The following is a 23377-nucleotide window of genomic DNA, read 5'->3' as shown; positions in this document are numbered from 1 at the left end:
CACCAACTTCCCCAAGAAAGGTCGGTCAATTACTAATACACGACTGTTAAAGGGTTAATTATTCTCATGGTAATAACACCAAGTATGGTGCTTGGTGTTATTGAGTCACTGGCGGTCATATTACTGCCAACACAAAACATGTGCGTATTTACAAGAGGTAAAAGGATTCAGCGTGCCAATTCTAAAACAACTCAGAAAATTTTTTCGCTCCAAAATGAAAATAGCATGACTAGTTTAATAGCCTAATCATGAAAGGAGATGATAGTAAAGAATAGTTCTTCTGGCATGTTTAATTTTGGACTTATTTCCCCGATAAGTTTTTAGCAACGATATGATAATTGCCACCCAAGATTAGTTAGAAGCTGGTTAATAACTAGTAAAGCGGAGAGCTTGGTAATCAACTGTGGACTGAGCTTGATTCAACTAGACAACTTGAAAGAATCCCAATGTTTAAACATGGTTGATGATGTTTATGCATTGGGATTTTTTAAAAAATGATTCTATTTATCAATATGCAGCAATCTTTCTGGTTAGTGTGGAATAGCTAATTGTTGGTGGGCTTTCAGCTCAAGACCTTCAAGTTAACAGCCTGATTTCAATTTTTAACAAAAGTTTATTAATTTAGTTGGATTTTGATTATCAATATTTCGTCATACACCAATTAAGACAGTGCCGTGGTCGATTGTTTTTAATAATTAGATCCAAAGCTGAACGGTATCCGTCGAATCAAAGAAGTTAGTATCTAAGAATTCGTAATGTAATTTTACGATAAACGACGATTTAATTTTTAAACACCCTTGACAATTAACAGCGAATACGCTACCTTTATAGACAATCGCTTAACTAGTTACATAACTAACCGATTAGGGAGACTATAATTAAGTGAAATAACTCGATTAAATAGTCTTACGAATTTGTTTAGTAGCTTTCACATCGCATATAGATTGTTGAGTATGGTGATATAAAACCAGCTTTTATTTTTTAAAATTAAATTAAAAGGTTTTATCAAGAAAAGTGAGCTTTCTAAACAATTGGTTCTGAAATTTATTTGGTTTTAACAAGGAGAGATATGCAATGAATTTACGAACGTGGGCACGTCACCCAACTGTGAAATTTATATTAACGACGCTATTCTATTTTGCGATTATGGTGATTCTTATTTACCTATACGATTATAGCGGGGTTAATCACTCAAAGTTTATATATAACGAATTCTAGTGGAGGAATTAAAGATGAATAATGACTTGATTCGTATTATCGATTCATATGCGATAAGTAAAAAAAATCATATTGCTTATCATTTTAAGGATAAAACAAACACCTATTCAGATTTAAAGCGGTATTCAGATGCTCTGGCTAAACATATAGATAGTATGAAGTTGCCTAGAAACAAGCCCATTATGGTTTTTGGCGGCAAGAGTTTTGAAATGGTTGCGACATTTATTGCGGTTATCAAATCTGGGCATTCATATATCCCCGTTGATGTGGATTCACCGGATGATCGATTAACAATAATTAATACGATTTCTAATCCAGTTGCTGTCATTGCGGTTGAGGAATTGCCAATTCGATTAAGCGGCATTCCAGTGATCTCGAAGAACGATCTTAAGCAGATTTTCTTAGAACATGTTGAGTATCAAGTAACCCATGCAGTGAGGTCTGATCAGACTGTTTACATCATTTTCACTTCAGGAACAACTGGTGTTCCTAAAGGGGTTGAGATTAGTTACCGTAATTTACGAAACTTTATTAATTGGATTATTGGCAGTGACTTTCAATTGCCGGACAATCTTCAAATGCTCCAGCAACCTGCCTACTCTTTTGACTTATCTGTGATGAGCTTATATCCTACGCTGTTTAAGGGAGGCACATTGTATGGATTATCGAAGAAAGTGACTGATAATTTTGCGGTACTTTTTACAACGTTGCCAACAATGCCAATTAACGTTTGGGTTTCAACACCATCGTTTATCAATATATGTCTATTAGAGCCAACGTTCAATTCTGAGAATTACCCGAATCTCACTCATTTCTTATTTTGTGGAGAGGAGCTAACGGTTAACGTGGTTAAAGCTTTAAAAGTAAGGTTCCCTCAGGCAGCTGTCTTTAATACTTATGGGCCAACAGAAGCAACCGTCGCAATGACTCAGATTAAAATTACTGATCAAATTCTTACAGAATTTGATCGTTTGCCAATTGGTTACGTGATGCCACGAATGCATGCAAGAATCATTGATGCCAAAGGTAAGCCGGTTGCCATTGGTGTCAGAGGAGAGCTGCAAATCTTCGGGGATAGTGTTTCACATAATGGTTATCTCAACAATTCAGAAAAAACCAACAAGGTATTTTCAATGGTTCATGGACAAACCGCTTACCGGACGGGAGATATTGCGATGATTCATCAAGACGGCCTGGTTCAGTATTATGGCAGAAAAGATTTTCAGATTAAGATAAACGGTTATCGAGTCGAACTTGAAGAAGTGGCAACCATTCTTAACAAAGTGAGCTACGTTAAACAAAGTGTTGTGGTTCCCAAATATAACACCCACCAACAAATATCAATGTTAATTGCTTACGTGATCCTGACTGAGAATCATTTTAAAAACGGATTGGATTTGACAACTGCAATTAAGAGCCAGCTAAAAGAATTAGTGATGCCTTACATGATTCCACAGAGGATTATTTATCGCGCAACCCTGCCTTTAAGTGCCAACGGTAAAGTTGATATTAAATCAATGATTATTGAGGCAAACACACAATGAGCTGGTATATGCCATATGGAGATCCCACGTATTTTGTTTGGTTGGCAATCATGTTGACACCAGTGATAGTCGGGTTACTTCACCAGCGACGGCTTTACTGGTATCAAACGTTGGTTTCGTTATTCTTTTTGGTTCTTACATTTGGTGGCCCAAATTGGCATACCGGGATTGCACTGGTTATTTACTTGGTTTATCAAGTGTTCCTGGTATATGCGTATGCCTGTTATCAGCGGAAAGAAAAATTTTTAAATCAAGACTGGGTGTTTATCCTAGTTGTTTTGTTGGCGATTGGGCCGTTGGTTATCGTAAAAGTGACTCCTGCAATTCAATCAGGAAGACAATCATTTATTGGCTTTTTGGGCATTTCATATATCACTTTCAAAGTGGTTCAGACAATTATGGAGATTAGAGATGGCATGATTAAAGATTATCACCCAGTGTTGTTTGGACAATTTCTATTGTTTTTCCCAACTATTTCATCTGGGCCAATTGATCGATATCGTCGGTTTGTGAATGATTATCGAACCGTGCCAGAACAACAAGAATATCTGAATCTAGTCCAAACTGGAATCTGGTACATCTTCCTGGGATTTCTTTATAAATTTGTCTTGGCATTCTTTTTTGGTTCGGTGGTCATACCTTACATTCAGTATCAGACAGCGACAATTCACGGCTTCTCATGGTACTTTATTGGTTATATGTATGCCTATAGCTTGGATTTGTTTTTTGATTTTGCTGGGTACAGTTTATTTGCAGTTGGCATTAGTTACTTAATGGGAATTAAGACACCGATGAATTTTAATCAACCATTTAAATCCAAGAACATAAAAGAATTTTGGAATCGTTGGCATATGAGCTTATCGTTTTGGTTTCGTGATTATGTTTTTATGCGTCTGGTTTTCTTCTTCATGAAACGAAAAGTTTTTAGAAGCAAAGTTACAACCGCTAATGTTTGCTACATCCTTAATATGCTGCTCATGGGATTGTGGCATGGTGAGACTTGGTTTTATGTGCTTTATGGATTGCTTCATGGCACTGCGCTGGTTGTTAATGATGCTTGGCTTCGTTTCAAGAAGAAGCATCAAGAACAACTGCCACATAATAAATTGACGGAATTATTTGCGATGTTTATAACGTTTAACTTTGTTTGTTTCACATTTTTTATTTTTTCAGGATTTTTGAATACGCTGATTTAAAAGATGGCAGCGGTTCGAGGGTAATAAAAGTCTAAATTTAAGTAAGGAGATAAATCCATTGAGTGATGTAAAAGAAAAGGTTCTTTCAATATTAAATGAATTAACCGGTGAGGACGTATCAGACAGGTTAACTGAAAATTTGTATAGAAGTGCTTTGTTGGATTCTATGGGTGCCGTTCAACTGTTATTGGCACTACAAGATGAATTCGGAATTGATGTGTCAATTTCGGAGTTTAACCGAATGGATTGGGATACGCCGGCAAAAATTGTGATGAAAGTTGAATCATTAAAATGAATATGAAAAATCGCTTATTTGGCGCTTTTGGACCAATGTTATTAGCAACTTTGCTGATTATTGTGTTATTTTCAGCACCGTTTTGGTTAAAAACAACTTACATTAGCCCCAAAGTTCAACGGAACGCCGCTACTTCGATATCTCCACAAATTTTTAAAGGCCAGGTGATTAAACAAGATGTTCTGGACCATCATTATGTGCCATTCTTTGGCTCTTCGGAATGGTCGAGGTTTGATCCATTTCATCCTTCGGTTTTGGCGACAAAATACCATCGATCATATCGTCCGTTTCTATTAGGCCAAAAAGGAAGTCAGTCACTAAATCATTTCTTTATTATGCAGTCAATCAATCGTCAAATACGAAATAAAAAAGCTGTTTTCTTCATCTCACCACAATGGTTTCTTCCTGGCGGTGAAAATCCCCGTGTCTTCTCCTGCTACTATTCGCCACTGCAAACAGCAGATTGGATTCAATCAGAAAAAGGGACCTCGATGGATCGCTATGCGGCAAAAAGATTATTACAGATGCCATCGGGTCGGTCAGATAAATTTATCGCTGCAGCATTGAAGCGGATTATCTTGGGAACTAAGCCAACTATTATGCAACAGTTTTTTATTAAGTATCGTCGACAAATGCTTTTGAACGAGGATAAGATTTATTCTCCTTTTGGCATTTCAGATAAGAACACGAAGCGAATTTCGAGAGAAGCTAGGCGATTACCTAATGCTTATCATTATCGCCAACTAGATCAACTAGCTGGCCGGATTGGTAAACAACATACCAATAATAATCGCTTTCAAATTGCTAATAAATTTTGGGATCATCGGATAAAAAATCGACTTCCGCGCTTAAAAAACTTTCAAGCAAGGATGAGCTTTTTGAAGTCACCGGAATATAGCGATTTTGAATTAGTGTTAAATCAATTTGCGAATGATCGTACAAAAGTTTTGTTTATTATTCCACCGATTAATAAGCGCTGGCAAGCGTATACCGGCTTATCAGCGGACATGTTACACCAATTCGATAAGAAAATAACATATCAACTACGTTCGCAAGGTTTCAACCACATCGCCGACCTAAGCCGTGACGGTGCGATCAACTATTTTATGACCGATACCATTCACCCTGGTTGGCGGGGATGGTTGAAAATGGATCAATCAGTTAGACCGTTTCTTACTAAAAAGATTGGAGAACCACATTATGTGATTAAAAAGAAATTTTACTCTAAAAGGTGGCAGCAGTTAGTGCCTAAGGATTAATATTTCCTTTTTTGGAGCGAATTTGAATAAAGGGATCTCAATGGATAATGAAACAACTAATGGTTTCTAACGATAAGAACAAGACTCGAATCGACTGGATCGATATCGCAAAAGCTTACGGCATTATTGCAGTTGTATTGGGACACATATTACCCGGTAATTTATTTTCTCAGTTTCTATATTGGTGGCATATCCCGATCTTCTTCATAATTGCAGGAATCTTTTTAAAGCCGCTTGAGTGTCCAAATAGTTGGATAAATTTTTACAAGAAGCGGGTTAAAGGCGAATTCCTTCTATATATGTGTATGGGGGTACTGCTTGTTTATTTATACACGGTAATTCATCATAAGAATTCAACTTTTTTAATGGATCACTGGTTTGATCTCATTCTGGGTGGGCGAACATTGAACTTTTATACCAGTACCTTTTGGTTTATTAACGTCTACTTATTAACCATTATATCGGTTACCGGATTAATTTCTGTAACTCATAATCGATGGGTTCATCTGTTAGTTCTTGTTGGCGGTTTGTTTTTAGAAACGAGTTATAAACAGATAACGTGGATGCATATTAACGGGTTTGCGATGATGCCTTGGAACCTTGATACCGTGTTAATCACTGCTTTCTATACGTATTTGGGATATTACCTATTTCAGACAAATCAAAAATGGATTGAAAAGAAGTGGGTGGCACTTCTGATTATTGTGTTGGCAAGTATAATTCTGGGTTTAAAAATAACGGGATGGTTTAATTTCCAGTTATCACTCAAATCCCATTTGATCCAAAGTTCCCTCCCGACCGGAGTGGCGGTTGCAATAATCCCGGTTATTTTTGCGTTGGCAATTATGGCTTGTGCGTGGTTGACAACCAAGACGGCTATCCGGTGTCCTTTATCATTTGTTGGTCAACATACATTAGCAATCATGTACGGTCATAAGATTTGTTTGGATGTATGCCAATTAGGAGGTATCGAAAATGTGGTGATCAGATTGATCATTGGAATAACGATTCCGGCAATGTTGGGAGTTATTATCCAGTGGGTTAGAAAGAAGTACGATGCAAAGACATCATAGTTTGATTTTATTATGTGATAAATGTCAATAATTTGTCCGAGAAAAAATGAAGAAGATAGTTGCCTATCAGAATTTTAGGCATGATTATCCAGAAAGTGCATGGTGGTTATTTAGTTAAGTTAGACGTGAATATTTTTAAAATAAAGAAGTGGGTGTTAGTTATGAAAAAAGGTTTAATGGTTCTGGCAACTTTGGGGCTGGGAATGGTTTTAGCTGCTTGTGGTAAGCAATCGGTGGCAACGATTAACGGTAAAAATATTTCTCAAAGTTCCTACTACGACAACATGAAAAATAGTCAAATTGGTCGCCAAACCCTACAAGAAATGATTCTTGATAAGAGTTTGGAGGAACAATATGGTAATAAAGTTAAGGCTTCACAGGTCACAAAACGTTTTGACGAGGTGAAAGCGCAGTATGGTTCAACGTTTAAACCTTTTTTACAACAGAACTTCTTTACGGTCGGACAGTTCAAGGATAATTTACGAGAACAGCTTTTATTACGAGCAGCAATTTTTGCAGACACTACTTTTACACCAACAATGTTAAAGGAACAATTTAAAAGTTATCAGCCGAAGGTAACGGTTAATCAAATTGTTGTCTCACAAGAATCACTTGCAGCCAAAATCATCAAAAGATTAGAATCAGGCGAAAATTTTGCAAAGCTAGCCAAGAATTATTCAACTGACAATGCAACTAAAAGCAAGGGTGGGCGAATGCCATCGTTTGACAATACGGATACAACGCTTGATCCACAATTTAAAGAAGCTGCTTTTAAGTTAAAAAACGGTCAGTCTACAAAGAAACCCGTCAGAACGCAGTACGGTTACGAAGTTATTCAGATGGTTAATCACCCAGCCAAAGGAATGTACGAGCAACATGAGAATGAATTAAAGAATCAGATTGTAACTGCAAAACTCAATGACAGCAACCTTGTCCGGGAAATCGGAATTAAAGTTCTTAAGCGAGAAAAGATAACCATACACGATAAAAGTTTAAAGGGTGTTCTGTCCGAATTAACAGGGCCGTCTAATCAATCAAAATAAGATGTCGTAAAGCACGGTTATCTTAATTGTGAAGTTGATAAAACAATTATTTAGTAATTGTTCGTAGTTAATCATCGTAGGAGGAAAGTATGACTAAAGAGATTATTAAAATTCAAGATTTACACAAAGTATATGATCAGCATTCGGAGAAACCGTACGAAGCGCTTAAAGGGGTTAGTTTTCAAGTTGATGAAGGCGAATTTGTTGGCATAATGGGTGCTTCAGGTTCTGGTAAATCAACATTATTAAATATCTTGGCAACTTTGGATCGACCAACGAGTGGGAATGTTCAAATTGATGGCAATGATGTTACTCAGTTCACTTCCAATGAGATGGCTAATTTTCGTTCCAACAAGTTAGGTTTCATTTTTCAAAGTTTTAATCTTCTTGAAACGTTAAATGTCTTTGAAAATATTGTGCTACCACTATCGCTACAAAATACTAATCATCGAATCGCGCAACAAAAGGTTCGGCAGATTGCTAATAAGTTAGGCCTTGAAAACTTATTGACAAATTACCCGACACAATTATCTGGTGGGCAAAAGCAACGAGTTGCAGCGGCAAGGGCGTTGGTTTCTGATCCGTCGATTATTTTTGGCGATGAGCCCACTGGTGCATTGGATTCAACAAATGCCCGTGATTTGCTGGATATGTTACAACAGATTAATTCACAAGGCGTATCAATTTTATTAGTGACTCATGACCCGTTTTCCGCCAGCTTTTGCAAACGGATTTTATTTATTAAGGACGGGAAAATTGGTGATGAATTGAAAGCAACTGGAAAAACAAGGAATGAATTTTACCAGGAAATATTGGAAAAGTTGGGAACGTTCGAACAGTAACTAGAGGAGGAAACTAATGCTATTTAAGATTTCAATATCAGGTATAAAAGCGCGTTGGCGTGATTATATCGTGCTTTTTTCTGGTATGATAATGGCTTCGGCAATTTTTTACATGTTTGAAGCGATTGCGTTGAATAAGAAATTTGTCACGTCAACAACCGTGGGTCAAAGTGCCAAAGTGGTATTTAGCTTGGGATCGATTTTACTGATTATCATTACATTGGTATATATTCTTTATGCCAATAACTTTTTAATGAGCATGCGTAAGCACGATTATGGATTGTTTATGATGTTAGGTGCGAAAAGCAGCAAAATCGGGACACTTATTAATCTCGAAACATTGACTGTTGGCCTGTTTTCCACTTTGATAGGGGTAGTTGCCGGAATTGGCCTGACTAAAGTAATTAGTAATATGCTTGTAACAGCGCTTGATATTCCCGTAAAGTACTTCCAAGCCGTTTATAATCCAGCTATCTGGTCTACGTTAATTCTCTTTATGATCCTGTTCATCGTTGCGGGCCTTATGAATGCCCGTTCCTTTACAAAGACAGCTGCGCTTAAATTACTAAACTCGGAGAGTAAAACAGACTGGAAGCAGCCTCGGACTAAAAGACTTATTGGTCAGGCAGCTCTTGGTGTCATATTTTTAGCTATGGGTTATTACTCACTTGATCATATTCAACAGTTAAAAGGATTATCGATTCTAATTGGATTAGTCACAATTGTTTGCGGCACCTATTTTATCTTTAATTCATTCTTTGTAATATTATTGGAGCGGCTACAGCAGTCAGTCCTAAATAAACGAGGAATAAATAGTTTTACAATTGCTCAGTTGAAGTTCCGAATTCATGATTATACTAAAATTCTTTCAATTGTTTCCCTTTTGTTTTCACTGGCTTTAGGGGCAATTACGGTCGGTATCGGCCTTCAAAATGGGCTCCCTGAAACTGCCAATGCTAAAAGTGCCTACGTAATTGCAACTACTAATCCATCTTCAAAAATGGCAGAATTAATTGCAAAAACTCATGGGAAAAACGAAAACAATTATCAACAAAAAGTAACTAAAAAGGCAGTCTATTATCGTTTAAGTGAGTTCAGTCGGCAACCGATTGAATACCCTACCTTTGTTTCAAACGGGAATCCTCAGGGTAATTTGCAAATCAAAAAGAGTAGGCTTGGACAACTAGGAAACTCTCATTCTCAACCATATCAACAATTACGTACTTTGCAAAATGTAAATTTGAAGACTCACCAAATTAAATTTGTTTCGGATCAAGTTTTTAGCAAAGTCTCTGGTGAAATTAATCACCTTAAACTAATACGTGTCAAAGATCTTAATGGACAATCAGCATCTCTAAAGGCTATTTTTGACTTGCAAAAAAGAGAGCTAGGGTCGAAAGTCGTGCAGTCAATGGGAGAATCTTTAATACTTTATGAATTTGTCAAAAATATTTTTTCAAGCATGGAATTTATGGGAGTATTTTTAGGAATTGCATTTCTGGCAATGTTAGCCAGTTGTTTAATGTTCAAGATCTTAAGTGGGATTGATCGCGACAAAACGCGATTTGAAATGTTAAATAAGATTGGAACCTCTCAAAGATCTTTAAAGCGTTCAATTATGCTTCAAATAATGGGATTATTTGGATTGCCAGCAGCTCTTGGATTAATTAATGTTGGATTTGGGTTACAAATGTTCGTCAAAGCTAGTCTACTACACCATGCCTATCAAGCATTTGCTTATTCATCGATTGGATTTCTTGCGTTATATTTGGTTTATTATGTCATCACGGTTTTAATTTATCAAAAGGTTGTCGTACCTAAAGCTCAAAATGAACGATAACGGAAAAATGGTATTATGGAATCCACTTCAAAATAAGCTTAATGGTGCTGAACCGATTTATCTTCAAATTGCCAACCAAATTGAAGATGCGATTGCAACGGGCAAATTTAAGGAAGGTAAACAAATTCCTTCGGCTATCAAAGTTTCTCATGCATATCATATTGATCCCGCCACTGTACTGAAAGGGATGAATGTGGTAGTTGAAAAGAATCTAATTAATAAGCGGCGTGGTCGCGGACTATTTGTGGTTAATGGTGCTCGTCAGCGAATTATTGATATGAAAAAGGCGCATTTCTTTCGGAGAGCTGTAATTGAGATGGTCAGGAAGGCTCAAAATATAGGCCTTTCTGAGTCAGAACTATTAACGATTGTGAAGTTGGGTTATCGACAACGAAGGCATTTAAAGAGCCAATAAGAAAACAGATTGCTCAATATGTGATTGGGATTGTTTGCTAAATGAATAGCGCAAACCAGCGTAAGTGATAGAATAAATATTGCTAACTCAATTATGAGTAAAAATGAGGCAAGGGGCACCTTAAGATAAAATCTTTTATCTTAAGGTGCCCCTTGCCTTGCAGTTAAAATGCTGGCAGGTAAACGTGTTGCTTATAGGAAAGTTTCCGATCGTCTCGGCTACTGTAAATCATGGGAAAAATTATTTGTAAGTGATGATATTTTGTTGTCGACCAGCTAAGAATTCTTTTAGGTTATCCACAGAGATTGCTAATAATCTGGCCCTGGTCTCTCGGGATGCCCACGCAATGTGTGGTGTAATCATGCAATTGGTGGCAGTTAATAACGGATTATCAGATTTAATCGGTTCCGAACTGACAACATCCAATGCCGCTGCACCAACTCTGTCACTGTTTAACGCGGCGGCGAGATCGGCTTCATTGATTAACTTTCCTCGCGCTGTATTTAATAAGATAACGTTTGATTTCATGAGGTTGATTGTTGCCTGGTTAATCAAATTAATTGTTTGCGGTGTTTGAATGACATGTAAACTGATCACGTCTGATCTTGTCAATAGCTCATCAAGACTTACCTGCTGGAGCCACTTTTCATGAACGGTTTTTGGTCGATGGTTATAAAAGATGACGGTCATCGAAAAAGCGTGGGCAATTTGGGCGACCCTTTGGGCAATGGCGCCATAACCGATTAAACCAAAAGTTTTACCCCTTAACGCCGTGAGTGGATTACCTTTAAAGTCGGTTAGCTGATTATTTAATGATCCATTTTGATAGCTTATGACGTGGTTAGTTACTTCCAACAGCAATGCGAAGGTAAACTGAGCCACCGCATCGCTGGCATAGGTTGGCACCGTTGTGACCGTTATACCGGCTTCTCTAGCAGCTTTGACATCAACGACATCGTATCCGGTACCCATAATACCGATGTACTTTAATTGCGGGCTGTTGTGAATAACTTCCGCGTTAATCGGTGTTTTATGGGTTAATACAATTGGTGTGTGGCTGATTCGATTGATGATTTCGTGGTTGTCGTCAACCGGTGTTCGGTCATAGAGCCGACACTCTCCCAGTTCTTTTAACGAGTCCCAATTTAAATCATCGTTCAAGGCAAGGCCATCCAACAGAACAATTTTCATTGTTAATCTGCCCCTTTTCTATTTTGGTCAATTTGACGTTAACTTAATTTAGCACGAATGCTGGTATCTCGCAATTTTGAAGCGTTAGCAGAAAATGGTGACACGGCCGGAATTTGTCTTTCTCCCGATACTTTCACTAGGGAATAATTGTGATGATACAAGAAGCGGTTGGAAAAATGACGATTATGCCAATTTTTTCAAAAAGAGGATCGCCATTAATTTTGGATTGGATCGGGGATCATGGTAGCCATCTCTTTAATTGTTCATAAAGGGACGAAGTGCTACTGTTAGATGTTGTACAGCATGTTAACCGAGGTGACAAAAGATGGTTAAAAAACGTTGGACATGGCCGCAGCAACTATTCGGCGCGTTGGTCATGGTGTTATTGTTATTCGCGCTGGATATTTTTCTCCGGCCGCTGGGCTTAACAACCCGGTCAATTGTTCGGGCCGGTTATGCAATATTGGTAGCCGGAATTATTTACCACGCGCTTAATACCCTGAAAGTCAGGCGGCAGAAATTTAAACAAACTTCATTTATAGTGACTATGATGATTATTGTTTCTGTGACGCTGATTCTGTTATTTTTTATCATGGGAATTCCTTATCAAATTAGTCAGGTCTTTGGCTCACCAACCATTATTTCAGATACGCTAATGGCGTTGTCAGCGGCAATCTTTGAGGAATTTATTTGTCGAGGCCTCTTATTTTCTGTATTTGAGGAGTTATGTAAGAACGCCAAGTTGCAAATGACCTTATCGGCGATTTTTTCGGCCGTAGCGTTTGGCCTACTACATTTTGTCAATTTAATTGGTGGTCAAGGCATTGAGGCGACCCTCCAGCAGGCAACCTACGCGTTTTGTTTGGGGGTCCTATTTGCCGCTGTTCGAGTAGCTACCAACACCCTGACCTGGGTAGTCTTAATTCACTTTCTGATCGATTGGCAATCTGGTATTTCGGTTAGCCCAGCTTCGAGCAGTAGTCCTTGGGTTGGCATTGTTGTAATCTTTGGGACTGTTTTGGCAGTTGCAACGCTTTATTTAATTGCAATGGACCTGAATTTGAATCGTCACCCGTTATCGAAGCGGCGATGGCAATAATTCATATTTGGTGCCTGATTATAAGGTTAGAAGTCAGGTCCCCATCAATTAAAATTTACAGGTTACTGATAGTGGGATTCTTCGAGTGACTTGTTATAATTAAAGCAGCTGATTTTTTAAATTAATTTGAAGGATGGGATTAATATGAGGGCAAAGCAAGTCATCATTGCCGCGTTAAGTGGCCTATTGGTCTTGGGGGCCAGTGGAACCGTTAACGCTAAATCAAAAGTCAAAAAGGTTGATAACCGGACAACCGTTGCAAACGTTGTTTTTAAACCAACCAGTGAGTCTGATCTCACGAATTATGTTTACGACACTGTCGACCCAACTGCTGCCGATTATCATCAATATTTAACACCCGATCAATTTGCGGCAAAGTTTGGTCAGTCCAATAGTTACATCGATTCGTTTAAACAGTATTTGGCAAAATATCATCTACAAGCAACGACCTTTTCCGGTAATTTGGCCTTAAAAGTTAAAGGGCATCGCGTTGATATGAACAGAGCGTTTAATGCTAAATATATCAAAGAAAAGGGACGAGAATCCCGGACACAGTACAAGCTGCCAGGTAAACTATCCAATCAAGTTGTTGCGGTCATTGGGGTTTACGCTGAAAAACCAGTGTCCAAGAAGCCAACAACTAAGAAAAAGGTTGCTAAAAAGGCAGCTGCTAAGAAACATGTGATAACCAGCGCCGGCTTACCAACCGATGTATCAAAGCCGGACACGACCCTTTCGGACAATCAATTTTCTAACAAATATGGTGCTGGTAAATTCGCTAAGCAATACCAACTAGATCAACTGTACAATCAAGGATTAACGGGGAAGGGTCAACGAATTGGGATCGTTTCCAGTGGTGACTTTAAGACCAGTGATTTACAAAAGTATTGGCAGCAAACAGGCGTGAACAGTTCGTTAAGTCAGATTCATAAGATTTATACGATTGATAATGCCAAAACATCCATGGACAACATGAAGAAGGCATTATCACCTTATCAAATGGAGGCGTCACTAGATGTCCAGTCGGCTAGTGCCGTTGCCCCGAACGCTGATATTGATTTTTACATTGGCAACTCAGTAAATGATGCCACAACTTCACCGGCTGCGACCTTTGCAACGTTTGCCCAGGCAATCTCCAGTAATCAGGATCAGCAAATTTCTACGAGTTTTTCGCCGTCTGTTGAGCTGACAAGTCATTGGAATGATCATAGTGCGTCACTTAAACAGTATAATCATGCCTTTAATCTCCTTTTGGAACAGGCTGCTGCTCAGGGAATTACTGTATTTAGGGCCAGTGGTGATTATGGGCCACGGGAAATGGCGGCCAAACGTGAAAATCATCCGGTTTCAACGTCTCCTTATCAAGTTATTGTGGGCGGAACAACGCTGCCCTATCAGAAAATTATTAAGAACAAACTGGTTACTGTTAACAAGGAACGGGCTTGGGGTGATACGTATACCGCATCGGCCGCTGAGATTAAACAAGGCATTTTTCCGGGTAGTGGTGGCGGCTTCTCAGCCCTTAATCCGACTCCCCGTTATCAGCAAGGATTCCCAGGTGTTAACACGTTTAGAGCAGTTGATTCATTGAAGTATTCAAAGGGGAAAATGGTCATTAATAAGCAACCTCGTGTTATCTTTGGGACCGGCAACTCCCGAAACCTGCCGGATATTTCCGGTAATGCGGATAGTCAAACCGGCTATGCAACCTATTTCTCCGGCGATCAACTATCGGTGAATGCCAAAAAGAAATCGATTGTTCGAACACCCTCCAAAATTTGGATGGTTAATGGTGGGACTAGTTATACCGCTCCACAAATGGCTGCTGCAAATGCTGTGATGAATAGCGGTCGCCAGACTCGAATTGGTTTTTGGAACCCACAGATCTATAAGTTTGCGGCTGAACCGGATACACCATTCAATGTGTTGGATGACGCGGACAATAACAGTAATTTGTATTACACCGGCCAACCGGGTAAATTGTATAATCAAGCAACTGGATTAGGAACAATTAATTTCGATAAATTGTTTAACAAGTTCAATGGTGAGACAGGTTCAAATAGGTGATTGAATGATCTACTGTCATATTATTATTTAAAAATGGTTGTTATTCTAAAGTAACGCGGGGGAGACAAAAATAAATTTTGTCTCCTCCGCGTTACTTTCTGGATGTTGCTATTCAGCTGAGATGGGGATAAAAGATTGCTTCCGGCCGGGTCATCGAATTGTCCAGATATTCAAACCTGGGATACCTTGTTGAATTTTTTACTTAGCTGAAACATGGCACACCAAGCAGCTCCCGGTCATATAAATAACGCCAACCAATATTCTCGGTTTTAGGAATATTGGTTGGCGTTATTTATATTCTGGGAGATAACCGCTTGGTGTGCCACTCTGTTTTTTTACCAATAGCCCAGCAACTTAGTTAACTTAGCCCGGTTAATATCCCGATTGGATAAGACATTTGTTAATCCGGCAAAGGTATCATTGCCATTTTTCCCCGTTTGCCAGCCATACTTTGCATCAGAAGAAGCTGAGCCGTTCTGGGCAAACATAATATCGTTCATGTAAGGTGTATGGTCGAGGCCTAAGCTGTGGCCCAGTTCGTGGGTAATGGTTGCTTCCCAAAAACCAAAGTAGTCTTTTTCAAACGCGGCTTTTTCACTATCTGTTTGTGGTGCCTGAACGTTCTTGCCGGTGATTGCCCGCAGGACGGTCAGCATATAGTTTGGACTATTGAAATGTTTTCGGTTAACAGCTAAAGTATTTGACTTGTAGAGTCCGTCCCAATCGCTTGCGTTGGTGCCACCGGAGCCAAAGCGAACAAGAATGGTGTGATTAGTCTTGGTGCCACCGGAAAAGACATTTGAGCCAAGGGCATTATTCCAAGTCTTGATTGAAGCAGCAACGTAGCCCTTCAAGATGCTCGAGTTGGTATAAATTGTGGCGTGATGATTGTTAAAAACGCCGTTGATGCTCATTTTTTCAACGTTATACTGTTTATCAAAGATTGCTTGGTTAGCTTGATAGGTCCCTTTGGTAAAGTGTCTGACACTTGCCGTTGGGTTTAAATCAGGTGTTTGCTTAATCTTAGAAATCACAGTTGATTGTGAAGCAGCGTTTGCAGTAATTGTTGATGTAGGTGTGACGATACCAGTAACCGAAAATGCGGGTGCAAGAATCATTGCTGCCAGGGCAACCGTCATCAACTTAATTTTTTTCATGAGAACCTCCACGTGACTAAAGAACTTTAGGCTAAAAGAATTGACCATTATCATAGCATCGCCCAACCGTGAATACAAGAAAATTGGTAATCTTTAATCGTTATCACTGAAATTTAAGCGATGTCACAATGCTATTTTAATGAAAACCTTAAAAGAACCGGATTATGATCCGAATCCTTAAAGTGGGTATTTACAACTTTGATTTTAATTGCCTTAATATTTTTTGATAATATGTAGCCATCAATCATGGTCACAAACGAGTGGTGGGGATGATAGGCAGTGTTCAAATTTCTGACAGAAGGAACTGCGGCTTGTTTCAATCCCTGGGTTGGTCTGTAAAATCCCTTAGGCAGCTGTTGATCGGGAAAGGGATGTGTCCAAGTCAGCTTTTGATTGCCATCTTTAAAAATTCGATTACTGTTTTTTAAAATAGTGTGATTATAGTCACCGGCTACCATAACGTAGTTGCCTTGGCGGTACTTTTGCTCGAGATAGTTGAATAATTTTTGGAATTGGGCTCGCTGAGTTGCTTTATTTTTCGTATAAGCCGACATGTGAATATTGATGATTGTCAAGGTTTTACCATTGTTAACCGGCACTTGAGCTGCGGTGAAAGCCCGGTCAAGATCGGTTAGTTTACTGATTCCCTTATCAATCGGCAGCGAGTAGCGGGTTGCGGTATTAATGTGGGCCTTAACTAAGGTTAGTAAACCGGATTTCGCCCGGCCAATCGGTTCTGTGATCGGATAAAACAGATAGGGCGAATCGTAATTTTGACCATACAGGGAACTATATTCGGATGTCTGCTTGGTGAGCTGCCTAACTTCGTTGACATGCCGGGAACGATCGCCGTTGACGTCAATTTCTTGGAAGAAAGCTAAATCAGGTGCTACACGATTAGCTGTTTCGATGATCCCGGCCATATTTTTTTCAACAGCGTGGCGGCTAAATGCCAGTGAATATTTGCCACCGTCCATAAAAAAACTGTACTTTGGCGGATAGGCCCCATAACCGATGTTGTAAGTCATCGCGGTATATTGGCGATGAGGTTGGAGCTTGACCGGTTGGTTATTGTTTGGATTTAGGATGATGTGATCTGGGAGCCGATAGTAAGCGGCAAAAACGTAAATTGCATAACTGCCAATAATGAAGATTGCGATTCCTAAAAATCCAATCAACCATTTAAGTAATCGTTTTATTTTCACTTGCCGAACCCTCTTGTATCATGATTATGGTTAACATGCTTTAACCGTGGCTTGATGAAGCAGCTACAATCATTGCGGTAATAAAGTCGTCAATCCATTTGGCAAACTCAAAGAATTCGGTGTACTCGGATTGCTGCTGCAATTGTTTCAGTCGCTTCGTGAGTTGTGCTTGTTCAGATTTGCTAAAGTGATTGCGGAGAACGTGACTTCGATTTAACAGGGCAACCAACGCGACAATTTTCAGGGAAGGATGGGAATGACTTGCTAATAGTTCATGATGAATTTCAGTGATCACGGAGTCAACCGCCGGCTGCTTGGGGCTAAAGGAGATGTGTCGCCGTAACAAACCGTGAGCCATCGTTTGAGTCGTTTTGTTTTGGAATAGTAGCTGTTGGCCGATCCCTTCATAGATGGTTCGATTAATTTTACGATTTAATACCAAGTGTCGCAAAATATGTTTAAAGGACTTGCCACGGCGGTCTTCAACGACTTCAGCTATGACATTGAAAAAGCTGAAATCGGTTGGGAGCGGCTGATTAACGATAAGTGTCTTGTCATGTCGGACAATAACGTTACTCAACTGGAGATCAAAAAGCGAACTAACCGTTAAATAAGCCCGTTTCCTCATATTTCGCATAATGGCACTACCATTGTCATTAGTTTCAGTTAATAGGAAATACATTTCGGAAATATCGATTTGCATAACAATCCCCCTATTTATAACGATCCAGTCTATCCAATTACTTTAAGAATAGCATTTGCGGTCAGGTTTTACCAAGAATTAGAGGAGGGAGTTTTTAAATGAGGTCAATGCTGTCAGTAAAAATGAGGGGAATTATTACAATCAAGCATTTATTGGCTTAAATGACTTCCGACTCTATTTGGATGCCCTTTTGTGAGTTGGATGACCGCCGGGGTTAATGTGGTCAAAAGACATCAATAATTGAAAGCATAGATTATTTGATATTTGGAAAGTTGTGAACTTATTAGTCGATATAAACGTCAGGTACAAACACTTTAATGGATTTGTGGGGTTGTGAGGAATTGCCATATATTTTTGAAGTCGAGTAAAAGAAAAATCAACAGAGTGGGATAAAAGGCGGTTAACTTCCAGAGTACAACTGAATTATCCCAGTATTCCGGGCTTGAATATTGGGATAATTTGGTTGTACTCTGGAAGCTGCCTTTTATCTCACGTTTCCGCACGGTAATAATCATGATTATACAAACAGAGACTGGGCAAAACGACTATTGTCCCAGCCCCTTGATTTTTGATGAAATATGGCGCCTATTTTAGATGATTAAGGTTGCGAACGGTCTAAGATCCAGTTCATTTGGATCCGTTCATCATTTACCAGTACCCAAGGTTTTCCGCCAGTTTTGCTCGGTTGATATCACGTTGTGAAACGGTGTTTGTAAACTCAGCGAAACTACCGGTATTCTTCCCTTGCTGCCCGCCGTTTCCGAATCAGTATACATAATGTCTGATGTATATGGTGAATGGTCCAATCCCAAACTGTGGCCTAATTCGTGGGTGGTAATGGCTATCCAGTACTTGCTGGCTTGCTGTTGATAAGCCGCTGAATTTGGATCATTAGCACCTGGCATGGTGGTCTTATTTTCGGCTTCATAAGATTGTGGCACGTAAGTTGGATCGTCGTACAGCGATTTGTTAATTTTGAGCTTACCATTCGCGTACAAGCCATCCCAATCTAGGTTGGCACCGTTATATTGCCATTGGATGGTAATCGTGTGATGGGCTTTGGTACCTTGAACAAAAGTTTTTTGGCCAAGGGCCCGATTCCAATTTTTAATGGCACCGGTAACATAGCGCTGTAACGCACTTGAATTAGTATAAACGTAAGCACGGTTGTGTTTACCAAAAACTTTCCAGGAACTCATTGCACCAACGTTATACTGTTTATCAAATAAAGCACCATAAGCTTCATAAGTTGGCTGGTTAAAGGTCATCACGGCTCCGGTGGGATTTAAGTCGGCGGTCCGATTGATTGCCGAAACGACTCTTGCCTTTGATGCAACTTTTGTTTTGGCAGCAGCTGCGGTTGTGATCGTGCTGAGTTGAGAAGGTGCGGCGGCTTCAGCAATTGGAATTGCCGGTGCAAGTAACATGGCCGCAACGATTGCGGTAATGAGCCGATTCTTTTTCATGATAATTTTCCTCCCAAAACGAATCAAAATTATTACACCAAGATAATAGCATCATGCAAAATAGCCTTCAAGCGAAAACGCATGCAAAATATAAAATGGCTGTGCGTGCTTTTGACCAAGAGTGAAATTGACGAGATGATCTGTTGAAAGTGTTATCCGGATGAAAGATGGTGAGGTAGATTTGAGACAGCGTATCGGTCAAAATTGATGTGTGGGGTTGAAAAATAACTAAAAAGTTTTAAAATAGTGTTAAATTTGAAAGGTGATGGTAACTTTGAATAAAGTAGTCACGTTGGATTTTTTTGACCGCCATAATATCTCAATGACGTTTACAGCTTTAGCAGTGATGAGCATGATTTCACAGTTACCACATCCGGCTGAGGCCAGCATTTTCGTTGTGTGGAATCTGGTGACTTCATTGACGATTGAACATTTTTTGAATTTAAGATTTCAATCAGGCAAAGAAGGGTATTTTATTGCCAAGGCATGGGCAGTTGGTCTGCAGGTTCTATTGTCGATGATTTCATTGGCAATCTTTTATCTGGTTGTTGAATAACTTATTCTTGAAATTCTTTAAGTCAAAAACATATTGACTTTGAATCATTTGAAAATTTTTATTACTCAATTTAAATAGCCTCAATTAGGGATTATTCATTCTAATCCACTAATTGAGGCTGTTTTTAATTTTACGATTAAGATTCGGAAAGTGATACTTAAAACAAATCGTTGTGAGTCCCAATTGCCAGTAGATAGATATAATCAGCAACATCTGAGTAAATTAAAAGATGATTGCCATTGTGACCATCGAAATGTAGTTCGATAACTTTGATATTGATATTTGAAAATGAAACGCGGCGTTTCAGTTGTTGAATTATTTTCTTAGAAGGTGTAATTAGATGTGGATAAAAATATTCAGGAATGGCTTTCTGCTTTATAAAAGAATTGATAATGTAATCCCAAGGTGAACGATGCTGAGTATCGAAAGGCACAGAACCATTAAAGACAGGTCGCCAACGAGGATCTCTTTTTACTCGTTTATATTGTTTTTTAAATTGATGTGTCGGAATAATGTCAGTCATCGTTTAATAATTTTTCCAATTCTTGTAGATTGTGAGCATGTGGCAACTTTTTTTGGTCGGATAAATCATCAATCATTTCCATTAAGGATTTGTTCACAGCTTCATTTGGAATACCAAAGTGTTTTGGCAATCCGTCATTTGCAACGGACGTCACAACTATTCTGATGAATTCTGACATAGATAAACCGTGTCGCGATAGTTCATCTTGAGCACGTTTTTTAATTTCTGGATCAATTCGAGCGTCTACCCGTTTACTATCTTTAGCTTTTAACATTAACCTCACCTCAATGTTATTGTACACCATGTGTCACACAAATAAAATTAAAATCACAAAACTTAAAAAACACTCGTTGTTAATCGAAAAATATTAAAGTACCAACACCATGTTATACCAAATCTCACCAGCATGATCCGACGCCGAAACGCCTTCGTTTTGATAGCCGTGGTGTTCATAAAAGGGGACTCGCTTTTTCAAGCAGGTTAGCGTAACTGCCTGGCGATTTTGCAGACGAGCGACTTTTGCGAGCTGGTCGAGTAATTGACCACCCAAGCCATGACGGCGATAATCGGGAGAAACGACTAAACTTAAGACGGTTTGGTAAGGGTCATCCGGATTGTTGGCCGTTGACTTCGCGTAAAGATCATCGGTTAAATAACGTTGGTCTAATGTTGGACCGACAATATAGCCGGCAATATGGCCGGTAGCTGTTCTCCCAATGATAAAGGTATCCGGATAAAGTCGGATTCGATCGCGCATTGCTTCGGTTGTGGCGGCTTCGTCTGCTGAAAAGCCGCTGTGTTCAATGGCCATTATTTCAGTTAGGTCGGCTGGTTGTGCTTGGTCGTAAGTGAAAAGCATATATGGAAGGCTCCCTTGTTTAGTTGATTTTGCGTATAATCATAAGTATACAACAACTAGAAAGCCGGATTGAAAGGTGGATTTGCATGTCACATCTAACCAAACAGGAATTTGAACACCGCTATTACTATAAAACAGACTTGATCAGGCTTTGTCGTCAATACCATTTGCCCACTCAAGGAACCAAGGCAGAATTGAATCACTATCTGCGACTTTATTTATCAGGAGTTCCGGTTCAAACGATTCAACCAGCCCGGGTGGTCAAGAAACGCCCGCCGCTTTCAGCTGACCAAATTCATCTCGAAACCAAATTAGTTGGATCAGGCTTTTCATTTAACAATGAAGCCAGAAAGTGGTTTGCAAATTACTTTGGTGTCACTCATTTTTCATTTAAAAAGGAAATGGCCGTCATCAAACGGCGGGCGGAAGCGGAAAACGATCCGACCATGACTGTTGGTGATTTAATCCAGGCACTCACCCAGAATGGGAAGACTAAGGTTAGTGAAAGCAATCCAGAAGAGCAGACTTATCAGTGGAATCATTTTGTGACTGATTTTTGCCAGAGTCCCGAGAGTCGGCAATACCACGACAAACTAAAAGTTGCTTCAATTCTATGGCAACACGTCAAACGTTCGCCAGAATCTAAACGATATACGGCGAAACTGGTTAGCCGGTTCTCAGATGAGCTTGCACCATTTCGGATCCGTTGATTGGACAGCGGTAATTTTTTCCAAGATGTATGATAACCGAAAAGTGCCCGCCAACTATTAAGCGATTTTTCTAACAGTTGACGGGCATTATAGATTTAGTTGATTGATTTGTTTACCAGAATTTATGCTAAGAATGATAGCCCCTCGTTAATCTTTTGTGGTTAGTTCTTTCTGGATTCATTCCTTTTTAATTAATTGAAAATACACGAGAAGGGGAATCAAAATGATCCCACTGGGAATAACCAGCCATTTGAAATCCGGAAAAATAATCACAAAGCCAAGTATCACGGTAAAAATGATATATGTTATTGTTGATTTTTTCAAAATTATCCCACCCAATATGTCTTTTTGATTGTTTTAACTAGGGTTGTTCAGGCACTATCGGAGTTAATCGCGCTTGACATAGTAAAAGTACAAGTATATTAGAAAAGAGCCGATCATGACTGGGAGGACAAACCATTTTATTTTTTGAAACGCGACTGCCAATATTGCTAAGGTTACCAAAATAATTAATGCAACTGTTGATTTTCTCACAAATTATCCCATCCAGTAAATTTTTTAATTGTTTTAAAGCAGTTGATTCAAGCACGATTAGAGTAATATTTAATAACTGAGTCATCACTGGTGCTGATTGAATTATTTGTGCCAATTTGCTAGCGATTGATGCTGAGAATGATTCACAAGATTTTGCTCTGTGGTTGGGTTTATAAAATTTTGGAAACTGTTTCAAACTTAAAACATAACGATATTTTTTAATTATCTTACAAAACAAGTTATTTATCAGATTATCACCGTTCAGGAAAATTACAATTGAATTCACATAATCTTCATTAAAAAGTCATGGAATTCACAATTACTTGTATCAAGCAGATATGATATGTAGCGCAAACTTATCAATAAGGTTATTTTATAATGGATTTTTGTCGGAGTTCCGAGAACCGGAAATATCGTGGCAAATCAGAACGTGCTTCGATTCTATGGCGACACGTCAAACTCTTGCCGGAATTTAAACGATACACAGCGAAACTGGTTAACCAGTTCTCAGATTAAATTGTGCTATTTTACCTCAATTAAATTGGAGATTTGGCCATAAGGGTTACTATTATCTGGTGATAT

23 protein-coding genes are annotated in these 23377 nt (G+C 39.0%); 15 read left to right on the top strand and 8 right to left on the bottom strand.

Going from position 1 to position 23377, the window contains the following annotated elements; genetic code table 11:
• Nucleotides 1-1074 precede the first annotated feature (1074 nt).
• The 10 genes from FC85_RS15510 (at nt 1075) to FC85_RS06305 (ending at nt 10725) form a co-directional block, all read left to right on the top strand.
• Nucleotides 1075-1218 carry a teichoic acid D-Ala incorporation-associated protein DltX gene (locus tag FC85_RS15510; protein ID WP_083485009.1) on the top strand — a complete coding sequence of 48 codons (144 nt, stop codon included), beginning with the start codon at nt 1075-1077 and terminating at the stop codon, nt 1216-1218.
• Between the two features lie 14 nt (nt 1219-1232).
• Nucleotides 1233-2762 carry a D-alanine--poly(phosphoribitol) ligase subunit DltA gene (gene dltA, locus FC85_RS06345; protein WP_057864700.1) on the top strand — a complete coding sequence of 510 codons (1530 nt, stop codon included), beginning with the start codon at nt 1233-1235 and terminating at the stop codon, nt 2760-2762.
• The gene (gene dltB, locus FC85_RS06340; protein WP_057864699.1) at nt 2759-3958 is read left to right on the top strand and encodes a D-alanyl-lipoteichoic acid biosynthesis protein DltB; all 1200 of its coding nucleotides are present in this window, start codon (nt 2759-2761) and stop codon (nt 3956-3958) included. Before dltA ends, dltB begins: the two co-directional genes overlap by 4 nt.
• Nucleotides 3959-4016: 58 nt before the next feature.
• Nucleotides 4017-4253 (top strand): D-alanine--poly(phosphoribitol) ligase subunit DltC, encoded by a 237-nt coding sequence (dltC, locus tag FC85_RS06335; RefSeq protein WP_057864698.1) that lies wholly within the window; start codon nt 4017-4019, stop codon nt 4251-4253.
• Nucleotides 4250-5512 carry a D-alanyl-lipoteichoic acid biosynthesis protein DltD gene (gene dltD, locus FC85_RS06330; RefSeq protein ID WP_057864697.1) on the top strand — a complete coding sequence of 421 codons (1263 nt, stop codon included), beginning with the start codon at nt 4250-4252 and terminating at the stop codon, nt 5510-5512. The genes dltC and dltD overlap by 4 nt, the downstream gene beginning before the upstream one ends.
• Before the next feature lie 47 nt (nt 5513-5559).
• Nucleotides 5560-6585 carry an acyltransferase family protein gene (locus FC85_RS06325; protein WP_057864696.1) on the top strand — a complete coding sequence of 342 codons (1026 nt, stop codon included), beginning with the start codon at nt 5560-5562 and terminating at the stop codon, nt 6583-6585.
• Nucleotides 6586-6746: 161 nt separating this feature from the next.
• Complete coding sequence (locus FC85_RS06320) at nt 6747-7628, top strand: peptidylprolyl isomerase (protein WP_057864714.1); 882 nt, start codon at nt 6747-6749, stop codon at nt 7626-7628.
• 89 nt (nt 7629-7717) lie between these two features.
• Nucleotides 7718-8470, top strand: a complete 753-nt coding sequence (locus FC85_RS06315) for an ABC transporter ATP-binding protein (RefSeq protein ID WP_057864695.1) — start codon at nt 7718-7720, stop codon at nt 8468-8470.
• Nucleotides 8471-8486: 16 nt separating this feature from the next.
• On the top strand, nt 8487-10310 hold the full coding sequence (locus FC85_RS06310; RefSeq protein WP_225427598.1) for an FtsX-like permease family protein: 1824 nt from the start codon (nt 8487-8489) through the stop codon (nt 10308-10310).
• Between the two features lie 7 nt (nt 10311-10317).
• The gene (locus tag FC85_RS06305; RefSeq protein WP_225427597.1) at nt 10318-10725 is read left to right on the top strand and encodes a GntR family transcriptional regulator; all 408 of its coding nucleotides are present in this window, start codon (nt 10318-10320) and stop codon (nt 10723-10725) included.
• A 240-nt stretch (nt 10726-10965) separates the two neighbouring features.
• On the opposite strand, the gene FC85_RS06300 is transcribed toward FC85_RS06305, so the two are convergent.
• On the bottom strand, nt 10966-11916 hold the full coding sequence (locus FC85_RS06300) for a D-2-hydroxyacid dehydrogenase (protein WP_057864693.1): 951 nt from the start codon (nt 11914-11916) through the stop codon (nt 10966-10968).
• Nucleotides 11917-12241: 325 nt separating this feature from the next.
• On the opposite strand from FC85_RS06300, the gene FC85_RS06295 reads away from it, so the two are divergent.
• Nucleotides 12242-13015 carry a CPBP family intramembrane glutamic endopeptidase gene (locus FC85_RS06295; RefSeq protein ID WP_057864692.1) on the top strand — a complete coding sequence of 258 codons (774 nt, stop codon included), beginning with the start codon at nt 12242-12244 and terminating at the stop codon, nt 13013-13015.
• A 144-nt stretch (nt 13016-13159) separates the two neighbouring features.
• Entirely contained in the window at nt 13160-15082 is a 1923-nt protein-coding gene (locus FC85_RS06290; RefSeq protein WP_057864691.1) for a S53 family peptidase, read from the top strand.
• Nucleotides 15083-15417: 335 nt separating this feature from the next.
• On the opposite strand, the gene FC85_RS06285 is transcribed toward FC85_RS06290, so the two are convergent.
• The 4 genes from FC85_RS06285 to FC85_RS06270 form a co-directional block, all read right to left on the bottom strand.
• On the bottom strand, nt 15418-16239 hold the full coding sequence (locus FC85_RS06285) for a zinc metalloprotease (protein WP_057864690.1): 822 nt from the start codon (nt 16237-16239) through the stop codon (nt 15418-15420).
• A gap of 131 nt (nt 16240-16370) precedes the next feature.
• Nucleotides 16371-17438, bottom strand: coding sequence for an endonuclease/exonuclease/phosphatase family protein (locus FC85_RS06280; protein WP_057864712.1), 1068 nt, complete (start codon nt 17436-17438; stop codon nt 16371-16373).
• A gap of 46 nt (nt 17439-17484) precedes the next feature.
• Nucleotides 17485-18147: a GPP34 family phosphoprotein gene (locus FC85_RS06275; RefSeq protein WP_057864689.1), complete on the bottom strand. Its 663-nt coding sequence runs from the start codon at nt 18145-18147 to the stop codon at nt 17485-17487.
• A 644-nt stretch (nt 18148-18791) separates the two neighbouring features.
• Nucleotides 18792-19613 (bottom strand): matrixin family metalloprotease, encoded by an 822-nt coding sequence (locus FC85_RS06270; RefSeq protein ID WP_225427596.1) that lies wholly within the window; start codon nt 19611-19613, stop codon nt 18792-18794.
• A gap of 274 nt (nt 19614-19887) precedes the next feature.
• Between FC85_RS06270 and FC85_RS06265 the strand changes: the two genes are divergently transcribed.
• Entirely contained in the window at nt 19888-20169 is a 282-nt protein-coding gene (locus tag FC85_RS06265) for a hypothetical protein (RefSeq protein WP_057864688.1), read from the top strand.
• A 157-nt stretch (nt 20170-20326) separates the two neighbouring features.
• On the opposite strand, the gene FC85_RS06260 is transcribed toward FC85_RS06265, so the two are convergent.
• The 3 genes from FC85_RS06260 to FC85_RS06250 all read right to left on the bottom strand — a co-directional run bounded on the left by FC85_RS06260 (nt 20327) and on the right by FC85_RS06250 (nt 21551).
• Complete coding sequence (locus FC85_RS06260; protein WP_057864687.1) at nt 20327-20692, bottom strand: type II toxin-antitoxin system RelE/ParE family toxin; 366 nt, start codon at nt 20690-20692, stop codon at nt 20327-20329.
• Nucleotides 20685-20966, bottom strand: a complete 282-nt coding sequence (locus FC85_RS06255) for a type II toxin-antitoxin system RelB/DinJ family antitoxin (protein ID WP_057864686.1) — start codon at nt 20964-20966, stop codon at nt 20685-20687. Before FC85_RS06255 ends, FC85_RS06260 begins: the two co-directional genes overlap by 8 nt.
• A 93-nt stretch (nt 20967-21059) precedes the next feature.
• Nucleotides 21060-21551: a GNAT family N-acetyltransferase gene (locus FC85_RS06250; RefSeq protein ID WP_057864685.1), complete on the bottom strand. Its 492-nt coding sequence runs from the start codon at nt 21549-21551 to the stop codon at nt 21060-21062.
• 86 nt (nt 21552-21637) lie between these two features.
• On the opposite strand from FC85_RS06250, the gene FC85_RS06245 reads away from it, so the two are divergent.
• Both FC85_RS06245 and FC85_RS15705 read left to right on the top strand, forming a co-directional pair.
• Nucleotides 21638-22261, top strand: a complete 624-nt coding sequence (locus FC85_RS06245; RefSeq protein WP_057864684.1) for an SAP domain-containing protein — start codon at nt 21638-21640, stop codon at nt 22259-22261.
• Nucleotides 22262-23173: 912 nt separating this feature from the next.
• Nucleotides 23174-23311, top strand: a complete 138-nt coding sequence (locus tag FC85_RS15705; RefSeq protein ID WP_157051278.1) for a hypothetical protein — start codon at nt 23174-23176, stop codon at nt 23309-23311.
• The last annotated feature ends 66 nt before the right edge of the window (nt 23312-23377 follow it).

This window comes from Lentilactobacillus diolivorans DSM 14421 (assembly GCF_001434255.1).
Taxonomy (GTDB): domain Bacteria; phylum Bacillota; class Bacilli; order Lactobacillales; family Lactobacillaceae; genus Lentilactobacillus; species Lentilactobacillus diolivorans.
Note: the sequence above shows the minus strand (reverse complement) of the source record. Positions and strands in the feature narration are given on the sequence as shown.